Origin of the sequence: Bariatricus sp. HCP28S3_A4, from assembly GCF_052066395.1 — a bacterium.
Lineage (GTDB): Bacteria > Bacillota > Clostridia > Lachnospirales > Lachnospiraceae > Allocoprococcus.
The window spans coordinates 16,440-34,297 of sequence record NZ_JBQHSE010000032.1; the positions used below are offsets into that span (position 1 = coordinate 16,440).

Annotated in this window: 11 protein-coding genes; all 11 read right to left on the reverse strand. The window is 38.6% G+C overall.

The annotated features are described in order from the left end of the window. Positions 1-2: 2 nt before the first annotated feature. The 11 genes from ACTNBF_RS13740 to ACTNBF_RS13790 all read right to left on the reverse strand — a co-directional run bounded on the left by ACTNBF_RS13740 (position 3) and on the right by ACTNBF_RS13790 (position 17,728). A complete protein-coding gene (locus tag ACTNBF_RS13740; RefSeq protein ID WP_441089460.1) occupies positions 3-2,795 on the reverse strand; it encodes a hypothetical protein in 2,793 nt (930 codons plus the stop codon). Positions 2,796-2,798: 3 nt separating this feature from the next. Continuing rightward, a complete protein-coding gene (locus ACTNBF_RS13745; RefSeq protein ID WP_441050252.1) occupies positions 2,799-5,516 on the reverse strand; it encodes an ATP-binding protein in 2,718 nt (905 codons plus the stop codon). Positions 5,517-5,550: 34 nt separating this feature from the next. Then, positions 5,551-7,557, reverse strand: a complete 2,007-nt coding sequence (locus ACTNBF_RS13750; protein WP_441050251.1) for a hypothetical protein — start codon at positions 7,555-7,557, stop codon at positions 5,551-5,553. 28 nt (positions 7,558-7,585) lie between these two features. After that, entirely contained in the window at positions 7,586-8,284 is a 699-nt protein-coding gene (locus tag ACTNBF_RS13755) for a hypothetical protein (protein WP_441050250.1), read from the reverse strand. Positions 8,285-8,296: 12 nt separating this feature from the next. Further along, positions 8,297-9,493 (reverse strand): SPFH domain-containing protein, encoded by a 1,197-nt coding sequence (locus tag ACTNBF_RS13760; RefSeq protein WP_441050249.1) that lies wholly within the window; start codon positions 9,491-9,493, stop codon positions 8,297-8,299. A gap of 2 nt (positions 9,494-9,495) precedes the next feature. Further along, a complete protein-coding gene (locus tag ACTNBF_RS13765) occupies positions 9,496-9,645 on the reverse strand; it encodes a hypothetical protein (protein WP_441050248.1) in 150 nt (49 codons plus the stop codon). Positions 9,646-9,677: 32 nt separating this feature from the next. Then, the gene (locus tag ACTNBF_RS13770; RefSeq protein WP_441050247.1) at positions 9,678-11,741 is read right to left on the reverse strand and encodes a zinc ribbon domain-containing protein; all 2,064 of its coding nucleotides are present in this window, start codon (positions 11,739-11,741) and stop codon (positions 9,678-9,680) included. Positions 11,742-12,504: 763 nt separating this feature from the next. Continuing rightward, complete coding sequence (locus ACTNBF_RS13775) at positions 12,505-15,624, reverse strand: YodL domain-containing protein (RefSeq protein ID WP_441050246.1); 3,120 nt, start codon at positions 15,622-15,624, stop codon at positions 12,505-12,507. A gap of 13 nt (positions 15,625-15,637) precedes the next feature. Next, positions 15,638-16,402 (reverse strand): class B sortase, encoded by a 765-nt coding sequence (gene srtB / locus ACTNBF_RS13780; protein ID WP_441050245.1) that lies wholly within the window; start codon positions 16,400-16,402, stop codon positions 15,638-15,640. 169 nt (positions 16,403-16,571) lie between these two features. Beyond that, the gene (locus ACTNBF_RS13785; RefSeq protein ID WP_441050244.1) at positions 16,572-17,129 is read right to left on the reverse strand and encodes a GNAT family N-acetyltransferase; all 558 of its coding nucleotides are present in this window, start codon (positions 17,127-17,129) and stop codon (positions 16,572-16,574) included. Positions 17,130-17,167: 38 nt separating this feature from the next. Next, positions 17,168-17,728 (reverse strand): AAA family ATPase, encoded by a 561-nt coding sequence (locus ACTNBF_RS13790; RefSeq protein ID WP_441089461.1) that lies wholly within the window; start codon positions 17,726-17,728, stop codon positions 17,168-17,170. Positions 17,729-17,858 lie beyond the last annotated feature (130 nt).

Genomic DNA, 17,858 nt, shown 5'->3' on the forward strand with positions numbered 1-17,858 from the left:
ACCTATTTCCCCTTTCTCGAAACAACAATGCATGTTGGATCTATTACCGGACTGTCTTTAGCGCCATAATAGCACCGTTCAAACTTATCAATATCCAAATAGCTTTCACCACCACCCGAATCGACAATCTTGAAACCTATTATACCACCATCGACACTTCTATCAACACCTGTCACACTAATCCAATGATCTGTGTAATGAGCCGTGTCAGTTATATCTCTAGGTTGATCCCATAATTCATAAGAATCTACGGCAATATTTAAAACACTGCCATTTTCAATCCTAGATGCCATATCATCAATACCTAATGCATCATCATAATCAAATAATTCAATGTTTAATTTATCTCCAACACGATGATTCATTTCATCATACAGTTGCATGAACTGTTCCGTACTAGTTCCACCACTGTTTGCTGGATCCAAAACATCCACTTCACATAGGTTTTTATCTATTGCAATATTTAGCACATCATTCTCTGTAATTTCATTGGTTCCCAACAGTTTATTTAATGTATTTGCCTGCGTTGTTTCACCACATGTACCTTCAAATCCGTGTTCATTGTTTCCTTGCTCAAAGAACTCCCCATTTCTAAACATTTCTGTCAATTCAGGGCGATCCTCGAGTAAAGATTCTGCGAATTCCACATTATGTTCAATATCATATGGAGCATCAACAATTTCGAGTTCCTCTACGACCGTTGGATTTTCTACAACGTCATCAAGTTCAAATGCTTCATCAAGTGTTGGGTCACTAACATCATTCATCCATTCTTCCACAGAAGAATCCGGTTTAGCCAAATCATTATCAAGGGCATCGTCCAATGACTCCATATCATCAACCTCGACATTGTCCATGATGTCTGAAATTGATTGTTCTGATTCCGGAATGTCATTATAATCCGTATCCTCGATGGAAGTCTCTCCGGTTTCGTCATAATCAATTGGTTCACGCCCCATCTCTTGTAACAAGTCGTTGTTCAATTGCTGCCACTCTGGGTCTTGGCTATATGTCTCGAAATCATCTCGACCATAGTTATGCCCATACATGTATTCCGTCATGCTATCCATAGCCGACGTCTCTGTATTTTCGCTATAGTCTATCGGTTCGCGCCCCATCTCTTGTAACAAGTCGTTGTTCAACTGTTGCCACTCCGGATCTTGACTATACGTCTCGAAATCATCTCGACCATAGTTATGCTCATACATGTATTCCGTCATGCTATCCATAGCCGACGTCTCTGTATTTTCGCTATAGTCTATCGGTTCGCGACCCATCTCTTGTAGCAGGTCATTGTTCAATTGCTGCCACTCTGGATCTTGACTATATGTCTCGAAGTCATCTCGACCATAGTTATGCTCATACATATATTCCGTCATGCTATCCATCGCTGACGTCTCTGTATTTTCGCTATAGTCTATCGGTTCGCGACCCATCTCTTGTAGCAGGTCATTGTTCAATTGCTGCCACTCTGGGTCTTGGCTATATGTCTCGAAATCATCTCGACCATAGTTATGCTCATACATATATTCCGTCATGCTATCCATCGCTGACGTCTCTACATTCTCGCTATAGTCTATCGGTTCGCGGCCATCTGATTCTAACAATTCATTATTTAATTGCTGCCACTCCGGATCCTGACTATATGTTTCGAAATCATCTCGACCATAATTATGTTCTGCCATGTATTCCGTCATATTGTCCAATGCCGAATTTTCCGACATTTCATCCAGTGTGATTGTCTCCTCAGAAGAATCTAATTCCGAGGTTGTTTCTGGAGCATTTTCTTCTACTGGCTCGATCGTTTCAATTTCATCTGACATAAAATCTGAATCATCTAATGAATTTGCATTTTCTATCTCATCAGAAGTTTCAGGGCCGACCTCAATGCTATCCTCTTCAATATCATTTATTTCGGTCTCGATTTCAGATGATATATCCTCTCCAGTACTAGATTCTATTTGAGCAAAGTCACTTTCATCGGTTGTGAACTCCTCAGCCTCGCCATATACTGACGACTCCGTCTCTTCAATTCCAATGACCTCTTCGGAATTCTCATCGGTATTTTCTGGTTCATTTTCAACAATATCTGTAGTTTCGTTATCGTCCTGTATATTCTCGCTACTCTCATATTCTTCAGAAAAATCTTCTGAATCGTTCTGACTCTCTTCGCTTTCTTCAGTGAATTCATCCTCTAGTGTTTGTGTCTCATCCTGGCTCACTGATAAGTCCATTTCGTCCAAATCATCAGTCAATTCATCTTGTTCCACACTTTGCGTATCATCTTCATAGAGATGCTCTTGAACATCCTCAGTTGACACTTCGCTCTCTACGTTTTCTACCAATGTATCATCGTTCGATTCATCTTCTATAACTGCATCTAACGTATTACCTGAATCAATAATAAGCTCATCACTGACATCAGATTCATCTAGCAAAGTATCTTCCTGAATGTCTTCGATATAATCCAACTCATCTAGCAAAGTGTCATCTTGAATATCAAACGATACATCATCAATATCTTCGGTATCTAATCCGCCAATATCCTCATATTGCATCATATCGTCCTCAAAGATACCTTCGTCTATATCAAACTCAGTCTCATCCATCAAATCCATTACCGAATCATCAGTAACTGGTTCTGATACATCTTCAAAATCTTCAAACGCCCCCATATCATCATCCATTATGGGAACTTCATCCATGGTAGATGATAAGTCGTCCACTGAAACATCGTCGAAGGAGTCGCTTACATCATCAAAAGAATCGAAGCCAGACTCTAATTCATCACACATAGACTAACTCCTTTCCAGATGGTAAAGAAACTTTGCATGATTTACTATCATTTCATATTCTTCATCATTAATTGAGAACGGTACCTCAAGTAGCGCCTTTCTGAAATATTTTATCTTCACGCAATTCACCATCTGTTTTGTTTTTTTCATAGAAGGACGGTTATTAAGTATCTTTATAATTTCAGGATTCATGCTCACAAGAAATCTCACAAACTCTTTCTTTTCCTGAATTTTTTCTGGAAAATCTTGAAAAATTTTTGTAGCAACATAATCCGCATCATCCTTCATACATAAATCACACTGTTCACCACAATACTTGTTGTATTTACACTCTCTATGTGGCACTAACAATTTTGCATGTTCAGGATCCACCCAATACCTTTCAAGTTCATGGATTTCCGAATCAGAAATCACTTTCCTTATTGGTGCTACTTCTTCAACATTATATGTGGCAATTTGAAGCGGCGAATTAATCTTTCCAAAATGAAGCATAGCTTGCCCAACACCAAGTCTTGCTAATTCTTCATACTCTGCAGGACTCATATTTGTCGTAACACTCATAATGTCTCTGCTTTCTTTTTCAACAAGCTTGAACATCATCTTTACATTTGTATTTGCAACAATATATCTTCCGATTTTTGTTGGACTTTGATCTGCAATGATAATACTAGTACCCAGTGACCGAACCTCGGCAATCATATCCTCTATCGTTGATATAGTAGCTGCTCTAGTGTCTCCTGCATCGGATCCATTTCCCTTTTCAAGAAGAACATGCGCCTCATCTATCAAAATGACATTTTTTAATTTTCCATCGCCAATATTATTATTCTTTGTATGCGTACATATCATCATGAGAAGAAATGCCATAATTAGCGATTTCTGCTCTTTATCTGATATAGCATTTAATTCAATGATTGTCGGTTTATTCAACAAATCCTGTAAAGGAATCGTATTAACCGTGTCATAAATATTACTATTCTGTTCTATCAGACTAACTAATCGTAAAACGCCTGCACTTTCAATATTTGCCTTGCTTTCTCCTTTATAGCCAAGATTAGAAGCCACCTGCTTAAATACGCGAATAAACTCATACATTCCAAATTTTTCTACATCAGGATCAGCAGAAGTACTTCGCTTTTTCCATCCATATTTAACATATGCGTTATTTATCGCATTGGTAAAAACATTCGGCAATGGACTTGGCATATTAAATGCAGCCTTGAATGCAGTCATTAATCCCGGTGCATATGTTTCTACTGTAACGTTATCAGGTGGAATAAATGGATTAATAATATATGGAGATACATCCCCTTTACCTGGCGTAAATATCTGTATATCCGGGATTGCATCAACTAATGACCTATACTCATTTTTTGTTGGCTCAATTACAAGAAATGGAATCTGGAAATCTCTCCAAAACTGCATAAGTAATCCTAATGAAAAATTAGTTTTTCCAGTTCCGGGCATACCTACAATCAAACCATGTTGCGTAAAATCATTAAGTGGAATACCGGCTTCCGAAGTTCCTGCTTCTCTCGACTTAATTACATTTCGTATTCTTCCTAACTTGAAGCTTCCTTCGGCCATGATTCTGCTATTAAGCTTTTCTTTATTACTCTGTGTTCGTCTGCTTTCTAAACCAATCGTATTCCCATCATCAATAGGCAGTTTAAAAATTGATTTTAATTCCTTTACTCCGAGAAGCTGTCGCATTCGTAACATGTAAGTCGGAGCATTTTCAATCTGCCAAAATGCCTGCTCTCGAATTTGATACACTAATACATTTGCATTAACCCATGGACTAACAAAAAAGTTCTCGCCAGCATTACTTATGAAATTCGTAACATCAATAAGTTCAAATGCACTTTCCCACTCGCGATCTTCTGTCTCTAATTGTTCAATCATCTTGCTGCCGAGAGACGCCGCTCCATGTTCGTCCGAATAAACCAAAAAATTATAGTAATAACATGATTCATGTAATGCCATAGAAGATTTTTCATAATAATCAACAATATTTCTGAGATTCAAATCGAGATGAGGCCCCCTTTGAAATCTCATATTTGTCGCATACATATTCATGTTGTTCTTCATCAGTTCAATCATCTGAGCTTCCTGCTCTGTAAAATTCGTAGGAATAATTTGCAGAGAAACCACACTATTCGGATGATTTGTAAGAGCATTAGTTATGGAAGATGTATTTATATTTTCTGAAGGTTTAATTAAATCGTTATAATATACATATCCATATAGCGGCATTGAAAATACTCGTTCTTTTTTCGCTACAGCATAGGTTTTTTTTGTTTGTATCTTTAACAAATCTTGCTGTAAATCTATATACTCCGCCTCATCATTGAACTCAGATATTTCATAATTAAGAGCAGCCATTTCATCACGAAATACTTTTATATGATTTTTTAACGAATATTTAATATATTCAGCCTGATCACTTGTCCCAAGTTTTCTAAATAAAATTAACATTCTAACCTGGGCCTCATATGTTTGGTCTGTAGTTGCGATACTCTGCCACAATAACTCAACAGATGTATTTTCACTATCCATCTGTCGAGAAAATCCATTTAGCATTTGTGAACATACAACCTGCACATCGCGATTAGCTTTTTCCAAATTCTGACTTATTAGCTCATAAAAAGGGACAGAGATTATCTCTGCTGCACAGCAACCAACTAATTGTCCATTATCAGCTTCAAGACAATATATCATCACAACACCTCCGTCTCTTTAGTAAACCCTATCTCTAGAAGAAGAAGGAGAACACATTATTTTCTTCACATAACGTTATAGTCATCTGCGATAACTGAGATTTATTATCGGTTATATACTTTTTAAATTTCTGACTCTTACCATTCACCAAAATAGGAGCATTTAATTTGGCTTTTGCCTGTTTCATTGCGCCAACAATAGACTGAACAGTCACACTAGAATCATCCGCCGCTAAAACGTATCCCTGAAAAAGATTACACCTTATCGTAGAATTCAGGTGCTTCACTTCACATTCAGACTCACCAAAAGTCTTTCCGTTTTTCTCAGCAAATACAATTGCGTTCTGCAATTTAATTTCCATTGGATCCTCAGAAAACAAAACATAATTGGCTAAGGCTTTATCTGTAATTCTGGAGATCGGTGTTGTTAATAATGAAATCAGTTCACTACGATACTTTTCGACTGATACACGTTCTAAGTATAGGCTTAAACTATCCGCATTTACTCTCGTGCCATTATTAATAGATTTCTGAATGAAATCTGCCTTTTCCATATAATTAGTTTCATTGGCCTCGCAAGCTATATCCAAGAGCATGTTACTGTCCACACCAATACCACTATTACTCAAGAGCTGAGTCACCGCATTTTTTGTTTCTGATGAATCTTTTGAATATTTGATATAGTTATTAAGCACATCACGAAAAAAACTCATATTAAGATTTAGCTTAAATAGTTCTTCTAACATTTCCGGCTTTTTGTCGCCATCTACCGTCGAATTGACAATGTACTCAGTAAGCGAATTAGTTGAAATGGTATCAATATACTCAATCAATGTCTTTACTAAAGCAATTCTATTCTCAAAACTCTCGTCAACTCTAAGAAGTATTTCCGTGATTATTGCATCATTATCCTTAGGACTTAATTTGCACTGTTCTGCATGTTCCAAAAGTTTTATTCGTTCGTCTACTGTAAGGTCTTTTCGAACAACCATGCCTCTCACAAGTTTATCTGACATTTTGATAAAAATATCATTGTTAACCAGTTCTTGCATTTCTTTGCATGCGTTTTCCCCTTTATGTTTGATATAAATATCCGTAATCAAATCATAGAGTTCTGCATCCTTAGGCTTGGTTGCACAAAAAGCTTTGTACACATCCGATATTTGCATATCAGAAATATTAGGCTCATTAAGAATATGTTCAACAACACATTGCATAGGCGGAGCAATACCATACGATACCGATTTCTCATAAATCATAATTTTTGTTTCGATACCATCCATGGTATTAGTCAGATATGTATCAATTTTCTTATAATCATCCTGTCTAAATTCCGCCTTTTCCATAATAGGAATCAGTCGTTGTCTCTTCTGATTGGAATCCTCATACGAATTCAAGCACACGAAAAATGCATCATGACAATTAATATTGTCCGAATTTGCGAATATTTTATCTGCAATTTCAGGCTTTTCATTTTTCAACGCATAATTAAGCAGATTTGCATTTAGGCTTTTTGAATATACATATGACACGTCAAACAAATCTAACACAAACTGGAGATGTGCTTGTGCCTGTAATGTGTCATACACCAATACTAATACACCGAATGCATCGCCATTCTCATCAAATGCCTCGTATAATGCTTCTTCCTCCGTCGATATTCCACCATCAGCTACCGATTCGAGTTTCATATAAAGTCTTTTAACTTGACCAAATATTCCCTTGATTTCACTTTGTTGGCAGGCCCCTGGGGTAATCAGTGTAAAGACTTTCAGACATATCTCTGCGATAAGTGTGCCGACATAATCCGAACTGATTTTTTGGCATTCAACTAGATTTTTAGTTGCTGTATCCATGCGGTTATATGCCAAATCTACCAAAACCTGTTTCACAACATTTTTGATCGTATATAAACCGTCATACTCTTCTTCTCGCCGTATTTCATTTCCGCAATAAATACATTCCCAAACCTTTTTTTCTTTAACGTACTTTAATGTCCCGTCGCAGCCAGGGCAGCGTAAATGTTTATAACTAGTGGCCATTATGCTTCCCCTCTCGTTCTTTTATCTGTTATTTAGTTGCTTTTAAAAGGCTATTTCTCTGCATAAACAAAACTTCGATATCTTTACAAGTCTGTATTGCCTCTGCATTCCTGCTATTTTCAATATTGATTCGAAGTTCGTTTACTGTCTGCATAATCTGTTCCTCAATGTCAGCAACCGCAGCATTAGACATTGGGTCAGAATACTTAATGGTCTCACTTAATTTCTTTAGTGATTTTTTCAAAGCCGGATCATTTACCTGCGGAATGAACACATCAACATCCACTACAAGAGTCTTGATTGCTTCGACATTTTCTTTCAAATTATCGTTAACATCTTGAACAACATTTCTTGACATTAAAGCCATAATGGCAATCACCACATAAATCGCTAAAATCAGGATTTGGAGTACAAGCGCTAATTTAAATGGTGCATTTTGGAAAAACATAAATACTGCACCCACAAAAATCGCAGCAAAGAAATAATACAAAGAGAGCGAAGCCAGTGGGATACCCATAAATACTGTCTCTGTTTCCAAACTTCTTAATGCAAGAAGCATACTCGCAATCTGAACAATAAATGCTATGCACATAAATGCGTAGCTCATCCAAAATACTCCGTTCTTCTCATTTGCAATTACAAACACTAACAGGTTGAAAACCGCAAAAATGATAGCGTAAATAACTGCTGTCATAATCCAACTTTTTTTAGCAGTACTTTTTTTCATCTCTTTTATCTCCTATCTCAAATCGTATCCACATTCCGGACAGAATTTCATTCCTGGCTTGATTGCATTCCCACAGCCAGGACACACATTGTTCTCTACTTTATGTCCACACTCAGGGCAGAACTTCGCACCAGGGCTTAAAGGCCCTCCACACTCTACGCAGAATTTTTTTGTTCCAGCCTCTGATGGAGCAGATGGTCTAACACCTTTTTCCGGTGTCGGCACAGGATTCTTCATAAAGCCACTAACATCAAACGGTGATGTACCTGTTAACGAATTCACTCCCTTTGCCGGAGTTATTCCTGATACATCTTTTGGCGAAGGATCTGTTGGAATACGATCGGTGCTAAGCGCATTTCTGGCAACTTCTGAAATCGTACTTCCCATCACCATGCCACCCATAGCGCCACCCATCATGCCACCAAGAGCGCCCATTGTGCCTTCATTACCAGCAAACTTCTCAGCAATCATCATCTGACGCTCTTCCTGCCATGTGTAGCCTTCAATCAAACGACTAGTTCTTCTCTCTTTTGCATTGCTAACTGCGTCATAATCTTCCTTTGGAACGGAAATCGCTTCAACGTTAAAGAACTCTATTTCTATACCGTAATCATCAAAGATTTCTCCAATTCTTTCCTGGAGAACTTCACTTATCTCTAATAAGTTTGCACTTATCATGAAATAACTAAGCTTTCCATTGATCATGATTTTGGATACACAATCTTTTACATGCTTAGCAATGATTCCTCTAAACTTTGAAACCAACATTTCTGGTGTGAATTTATCTCGAAGTCCTGCCAGCTTGAGCAAAAATTTTCTTGAGTCTACAATTGAATATGACAAACTACCATGAATCATTACATGTAAGAAAATATCATACAAAGGATCCTCTAACGGAATGGCATCTTTTGTTCCCCAAAGCAAGTCCATTTGATGTACTTTATTTACAAAATACACTTTACATGGGAATGCGGTTTTTCCACCTGTAGGAATCTCTATGATTTTTCTAAGAAGTGGGATGTTCGATGTTGTTAATGTATGTCTTCCCTCACCAAACAGATCAGCTGCATTACCATTAAGAACAAGTAAAGCTTCATGCGTTGGATCCACAATCAGCTGTGATGTTGTATTGAAATTTTCCTCTGGATGTTTCCATACTAAATAATTTTGAGCCTCTGCCGAGCACTGGATTACCTCTGAAATTGCCATAATTATTTATCTCCTCTCCATAATAATTCCGTTAAAAATTTCCAAACGTCTTTCATCTCCTCGACTTGTGGTTCTTTTTTCTTAAAACCACCACCAACAGAATATGTAATTACTCTATTGGGTCTATTTTCCAGTTCCATTACTGCTTCCATATTCTTGCCTCGTTTTCATAAATAAATATTTATTATCTTTTTCTCTTTTTACCGAAAAAGGATGTGATTTCTTTAACTTCTTCAGCTTGAGAAGCTCTTCTTTTAAAACCACCACCTACTGTAGATGTAATAATTCGATTCACATTGTTACAAGGTGGTACATCTGGAATTTCTATTTCTGTATCAACTTGATCACATATTTTTTCAGATAGATGCTTTACAAAAGTCTCCGTGTCATAATCACTGTTTTGTTCATGTGAAACCACATGTTCCTGCATTCCCGCCAACAATGAATCATTTACATTATCCTCTACAACTTCTGTTTCCATTTCAACGGATGAGCAAGAATCTTCAGCGTTATCTATTGACTGCTCTATGATTCTTTCTTCAACCATAGGCTCACAGAACCGTTCCTGTAACGCCTCAAAATCAGCAACTTCTTCCCGTAGCTCAACAGTTTCTTCTGTTATTTCCTCTACTAGAATTTCATCTGATTCCCCGGAAGCAGTACTGTCATCTACATCCACTTCTTCCAAATGCTCTGCTTCTTCCGATTCAGCGGCTTCTGTTTCAGTTGTTGTATCTGACAACTCTCCCTCAGCATTCTCTTCTACACTTACTTCAATTGGATCCTCGCTTGCTGTCGTTTCTTCTAGCACTTCATCAATTGACTCTTCTGTTTCTGAAAACAGTTCTTTTAACGCTTCGAAATCGGTAGCTTCTTCTTGCAGTTCTACAGTTTCTTCTGCTGCTTCTTCTGTTGGAATTTCACCTGATCCATCGGAAGCAGTACTGTCATCTACATCCACTTCTTCCAAATGCTCTGCTTCTTCCGATTCAGCGGCTTCTGTTTCAGTTGTTGTATCTGACAACTCTCCCTCAGCATTCTCTTCTACACTTACTTCAATTGGATCCTCGCTTGCTGTCGTTTCTTCTAGCACTTCATCAATTGACTCTTCTGTTTCTGAAAACAGTTCTTTTAACGCTTCGAAATCGGTAGCTTCTTCTTGCAGTTCTACAGTTTCTTCTGCTGCTTCTTCTGTTGGAATTTCACCTGATCCATCGGAAGCAGTACTGTCATCTACATCCATTTCTTCCAATTGTTCTGCTTCTTCCGATTCAGCGGCTTCTGTTTCAGTTGTTGTATCTGACAACTCTTCCTCAGTATTCTCTTCTACACTTACTTCAATTGAATCCTCGCTTGCTGTCGTTTCTTCTAGCACTCCATCAATTGACTCTTCTGTTTCTGAAAACAGTTCTTTTAACGCTTCGAAATCGGTAGTTTCTTCTTCCAGTTCTACAGTTTCTTCTGCTGCTTCCTCTGTTGAAATTTCACCTGATCCATCGGAAGCAGTACTATCATCTGCAATCGCTTCTGCCAGAAAATCCAGTTCTTCGGTTTCAACTATTTCTATATTAGATGCTAGATTCGGCAACTCTTCTTCCGCAATTTCTTCAATTGGCTCTTCGCTTGCTATCGCATCTCCTACAACATAGTCAATTGAATCGTCTGTTTCTGAAAACAGTTCTTTTAATGCTTCGAAATCGGTAGCTTCTTCTTGCAATTCGATTGTTTCTTCTGCTACTTCCTCCGTTGAGATTTCATTTGATTCCTCGGAAGCAGTACTGTCACCCACATCCACTTCTGCCCAATGTTCTGGTTCTTCCGATTCAGCTAATTCTGTGTCTGTTGTTGAATCGGACAATTCTTCCTCAACATTTTCTTTTACAGTTACTTCAATTGATTCTTCACTTACTTTCGTTTCTTCAAATATCTCATCTATGGATCCTTCTGTTTCAGATTCAACATTGCTACTTTTTATCTCCTCCCAGCTTTTAAATGTGAAACTTTTTTTCTCAGGAAGCGGTGATAGTTTTGGATTTATTATTTTATCTTTTAAACTGTTGTATTTTCCGTAAAAAGGACTTGATGCCGTTTCACTTCTGTTAACCCTTAAACCGCCACCAACTTCTAAGGAATCATTTCCCATTTCCTTTCGAGTCACTCCAAAATCAATTCTAGAACCACATTCTATACAAAAACGCGCATTCTCTGATAATGGTTTTCTACAATTAGGGCATAATGAACTAGCCATAATGTCACCTCCCTCTTTGCTCTACAACAATTATCTTTGCATAGAACTATTTGTTCTTAACCCTTATTCCTACGCCATAACTATCGATAATAAGCCGTATATATTTTATCACATTTTATGGATTCCGTAAAGATTGCTTGCTACAATAATCCGAAAAACACGAAATTTATTATTTTACCATGATTTTGTTTTTTTATCAAAATTAAATCACAAAAACATCCAATATCTGCATTATTGTAAAGTCCAAATTTCCCTTCTTGATTGTATTTTACAGATTTACAACTCAAAAATAGTCATTTATTTGGTCGTTTTATATGGAGGAAATTGATATGACAAGAAAAGTAAAGAATATATACAAATGTTTGTACCACAGGTGCCGGTGCAGGCGTTGGTGCGGGCGTGTGCTTTTTATTTGAAATGTATTCTGTCGTTTTTGATGTAGCTTGAGACTGGACTTGCATCTTATTCCTCTTTCGTATACTGATAAAAAAGACCGGTATAAAGCAATGGCTAAGATAGCCATATCTCCACACCGTACTTTGTACTCCTGCTGCATTCGTCACTCCCCTTCCTATCGTTCATCTTTTCCAGTCACAAAATATGATTTTTCTTCCTAGGTTCTTCACATATTTGTCAAATTCCGGCTTTGCTAAAATTTTAAGTAATTACGCATTTCTACGAGCTTCACTATAATATATCTACAGATTTTACACGAACATACATTTCTACACTGTATTAGCGTTACAATATACTCACAAGACTATCATGCCAGCTCAACCCCTTTCTCTTTGCTATCTTTTCCCTGCTGTTTCGCAATAATCTCCTTATTGATTTTCAACCGCTCATGAATAGATTTCTTTTCCTTTTTCTCCATTGTTTTTTCGTTCTCAAAAAGGGAGCCCTGTTTTAGGGCGCCCTTATCAAATACTGCTCTTTCAGCCAACTTCTTTTCTCCATCCACCGATAATTGAACTGCTCCTTCTACTCGTTCAGGTGCTCTTTCTTCCAAACTGCAGAAACTCTGCAAATATGGCAGCACATGCTCCTGCATATCCGTAAGATCTGCCATATATACCTGAAAGGATTCTTCGCCCTTACCCTTTTGGTAATTCAGCCAGCTTTCATCGTTCAGTTTCATCTCATTCTGGTTCTTCAACTGCCTCACAATACCGCCATTTCCATCTCCGATATTGATTTTTCCTTTTAATTCCTGCATCTGGTTATGCTCCGGATAATAAATCGTAAAATACATCTGAACTGTTTTCTCCGGCATTCCAGTCTTTGGATCTGCTTGTGAAGCCAGTTCTGTATCCATTTTGGCTGTTATTTCATCCAGGCTTCCCAGCTTCTGATAACCGGAAATATTCATTTCCTTATCCTCACAGAAATTGATGCGGACAACCGGTACTGCTGTCTCCGGTATCTCAGGCTGATAGGCTTTCAGTTTCTCCAGAAGTTCTTCTGCCCGTGGAGACTCTTCGCATTCCTCCTCAATAATATCTTTCAAAAACGGAATGTACCTATGGGCATATCCGCATCTTAATTCCAGTGCGACAGTTTCTACCATATCTTCCTCCGGGCTAAAGTTATCATGATAATCATAATGGTCAAAGTCTTCCGCTAATTGATCCAGTGCCGCCGCCAGTTCATCCGCAGTCATTTTCTCCGGATAATAATGGACATTCAATTCCTTCGGGGGATAATATCGAAAATCCGGAAACACCTCTACGATCTTTTCCAATGCCTCATGTACCATTGGAAGTGCTGCCAGAAATGCCACATCATCCAGGTTGTCTCCCCGGATCGATTTCCGGCTGACCAAAGATACCTCCGCTTCATCATAAAAAGTATCATTCGGGTCACGGTAAATAATGCCCATGCCGTTTCCATAGTAACTTAACGTAGAGTCATCAATGATTTCCCGGTATTTTGCGAGTATCTCATCCAGATTGGTACTCTTATATATTTTGCCAAGGCTATGGTATTCATCACATTCTGCAGCATAGTATTCCAGATAAGGCTCTTTCTTCGGAGGCATATTGTTCAGGAGGTTATCGATCATATTGTAGTTTGCCTCCTCCATCTCTTCTACTTTCGCCAATGGCTTGTACTCCCCACTGGCTTTCATCTGCTCCGTTTTTTCATCCAGATACCGTTCGGATTTTTCAAGAAAATCTTCTAACGTACCAGTCTTATCCGGTCTGATCGGGTTCATATCTACCCGCATATTTCCGACCTTATACCCTGCTTCATTCAATATGTAAAACAAATCATCCTCCCGGACAGTTCCCTCATAAGCAATTACCACATCCACATCAGAATCCTCTTTATATAGCCCATCCCTTGTACGGCTGCCGTACACACGTACAGCCTGTATCCTGGCATCCAGATCATTTTCAATAATCTCTGCCTGTGCAATCGCCCAAACGGTCTCTTCGATTTCTGACCGGCTCATTCCATTTAATCCGGCTTCCGCTTCCGTATGATCAGAAATGACCGGCACACGCTTTCTCTGGCTTCTTGCTTCCTGAAGAATCTCTGTCTCTACTTCTTCCGCTTTTTCCTGAAGTTCATCATAATCTACCGGTATCCGTTCTAACTGCTCCAGCCCTTCATCTTCTAAAATATTCTGAATAGCCTGTCTCATAGAAATATCCGGATCATCCAAAATGCCTCCGTCCATGAGTTTATACTCCTTATCATAAATGGAATAATCATATCCCTCTGTTGCCACCTGAATTGAAAAGTATTGATCCCCGATCCGGTAAGCCACTTCCTCCTGGTTCAGTTCCGGCTCCAATTGCAGGAAATCCGGCAATTCACGGAAACTGATACTGTCTACAAAATAGGCTTTTACTTTTCCATTTTCATTGAGAACTACAATATCACTTACCGATAAGGAATGCCCGGTATAATCCGCCGGATGGGCAATATTGAACTTTTCATACAGGGAATCCAATGTATCACCATAATGCATTTCATCGGAATAGATTAGCTCGTAGTCCTCTTTTCTCACCTGATACCCATGCCTTTCAATGAAATTCAGATCCATAAATTCATATTCTCTGCCAGGGCTGCTGTCTATGATCTGGTATATTCCATATCTGTTTTCTGTCCCCAGAAGAAGTTTCGCCTCTTTCAGTGACTTTATCTGTGGATACTCCTGCATCCGTTTTTCCAACGTTCTGATCCGTTCCACATCCTCTCTCTCCATCTGGTAATGCTCCGGTCCTCTCTCAATCTCCATCCGTTCACGCACCGCAATCGGTCTTTGATAAGTGGTAACCAGAAATACTGTCTCCCCCGCATCGAACATTCTTAATGCTTCGTCTCTATCAAGATCTGTCATTAGAGGCTGATACAATCCAGCTTCCTCAAAATCTATTTCGTCCTCTTGTTCCTGCATACGCTGCCACGCCTCTTTTTCAATTCCATAGAGACCTTCATGTTCCAGTATCATCTCTCTGCTGGCATAGTCCCCATGGAAACCATCTGACTGCAGGCAGAACACCTTTTCCCCGACACGATGAAGCTCCAACGCCATCTCCTGACGAAGAGGAAGCATATCATCTGCGGTATAGCCATATCCCTTTAGCTCTGCCATTCCTACGGAACGATCCGGGAATCCGTCAATTTCCTCTCTGGCATCCCCCAGGATTTCATCCACCTTCTCTTCATCCGAGGAACGGACAGCGTCTGCCAGGTCTCTGACTATTTTCCTGATATGATAATCATCTCCGGTCAAAGCAGCATATTCCAGAATCTGTTCCTTCTGTTCCTCTGTAAACACAATATTTCCCCGCTGTTCTGCCCGCTCCATCTGTCTCTGGGCATAGTCCCGAATTTCTTTTTCTGCCATTGTCATAATCCTGTTCATTGCCATACGCATTTCCTCCCTATCGTCCAATTCTTCTGGCAAGTACAATCAGTCTGCCGTTGGTGCTGGAATATTCACAGGTAGATAAAGAAAGCAGCTCATCATCTTCCCTTACGTTAACATCCGTCGGATAAAGCTGATAAACTGCCATCTGCTGTAAATAATCCATCTGCTGTTTTCGTGTTTCTTTTTGTAAAAAATCATAATAACCACCGCTTTGTGCCACATTTGTCACATACACAGCAGCTACTTCATACTGGTATTTCTGGTTTTTCAAGAATAACGTGATTTCCTTATGCTCACGGTAATACTCTTCTTTTTTATACCCATTTAATTGTTTGAACATACTGCCATCTTTCATTTGGTGACCATAAATAATCAAATGTTCCTGCCTGGCATCAATATCATTCCGGCAATCCAACATCAGTGTTCCACAGATAGCATAGTTCTTTTGAAAATCATGGTGGAGATAAAATTCATTGTCTTCTCCCTGCACGACCGGATAACTGATATCAGTTCCATCAATCTTCAGCCACCCAATGCAGTCTGCATTTTCATCCAACAGTGCCTGATAATCCAAATCATCTATTGCTGTCATTGGGTTATCCGCATTGAATTCTGTATCATAATCCTCTGTATCCTTTTCCGGAAACGCAACCTCTTCCACCTGACGGTAATTCTGCCTATTGTCGTAGGAATCCTGCCAATAGTCCAAGAGGTATTTTCCACATATCACCGAAACAACCAGAAACACCATCAACAATACTTTTTCTGTTCTCTTCACATAGTTCCTCCTTCCAGGCATGAAAAAACCGGCAGGTATTTCACTGCCGGTGTATATCGGTTATAAAACATAATTGAATTTATTTACTTTTAGCTCCATCGTCATTAAATGTTGATTCAGCTCTAAAAACTGAAATTTGTCGCTTTATTCTCAAAGATAAAATATCAATTTATTTATTTTCCCAGTGTTCCTTAGTCATAATATTAGTGTGCCCGATTCTGATCTCATTTAGAAGAGGCACTGGCACATCATAGCATGTATGGTGATATACAAATCCGAGTTTCTCCTGAACTCTTTTTGACTTATAGTTTCCATCATAGTATCCACACCAGATTGTTATCATACCAAGTTCCTCAAAACCTCTTTTTAAAAGAGCTTTCGCAGCCTCGGGCATGTACCCCCTACCCCAGAATGGTTCTCCCAACCAATAACCCAACTCACATTCATCATCTCTTTCAGTCATATCTGTATGCCCATTTAATTTTAACTCAACAGCTCCAATTGCAACATTATTTTCTTTCTCACATATTGCATAGCATTCAGCCCCACAAAAAACATTATCAATAATATTTTTGCTTTCCTCAATATTTTTGTGTGGTGGCCATCCGGCAATTGGACCTACATTAGGATTCTTTGCATAAGCAAATAAACTTTCTGCATCATTCTGTGTCCATTTTCTTAAAATCAATCTTTCTGTTTCTATTCTTTTCGTTCCGGTTTGTTTCATATGCACTACTCCTTTTGTAATTATTATCTGTCACGAAGTCAAAGTTTCTCAATTGTCCTCACAATTATTGCAACATTTTCATCAATACTTTTTGCTCCGTCTAATCTGACTTTGGTGCATGTCAATCTATTTGCACTTTCTTCAACCGTCTGACTACTTTTTTCAGCGATGATACTCCTAAATTCCTTTTGTTGCTCGTACATATCGCCACCAAACATGACACGCGAACCAAATCTAATTTCTTCTCGATGCTGTACCCGCTTTACTCGCTCATCAGTCGGAGCCTCTAAAATGAATGCTACATCAATTGCGGCTAAAATATCCGCTTCCCAATTCATTGTCACACCGGAAATAACAAACTGTGTATGCTTTCTTATATCGTCGCGAATCATTTCCTGCACTTCTTTTTTTGAACGAGGAACGGAATAAGGAAGCCCCCCTAAATACTCACATTCAACATCATATTGATGCTCGAGAATTGCTTTCCGTGATTCTCTTTGTTCCGGAAAATAATAATCTTCTACATCCATTTCAAAATAATTCAGCCTTTTACTAATTTCATGTGCAAGTGTAGATTTCCCACATCCATTCAATCCCATAATTGCAATACCATATACCATCCTGTCTTTGACAGTTAGCAAAAGAAAAAATCGCTGTATCCCTTGCGCTTACTTGGGTACAGCGATTTTCATCGTTGTTATAGAGTATTGTAATTTATTTCCTTCCTTT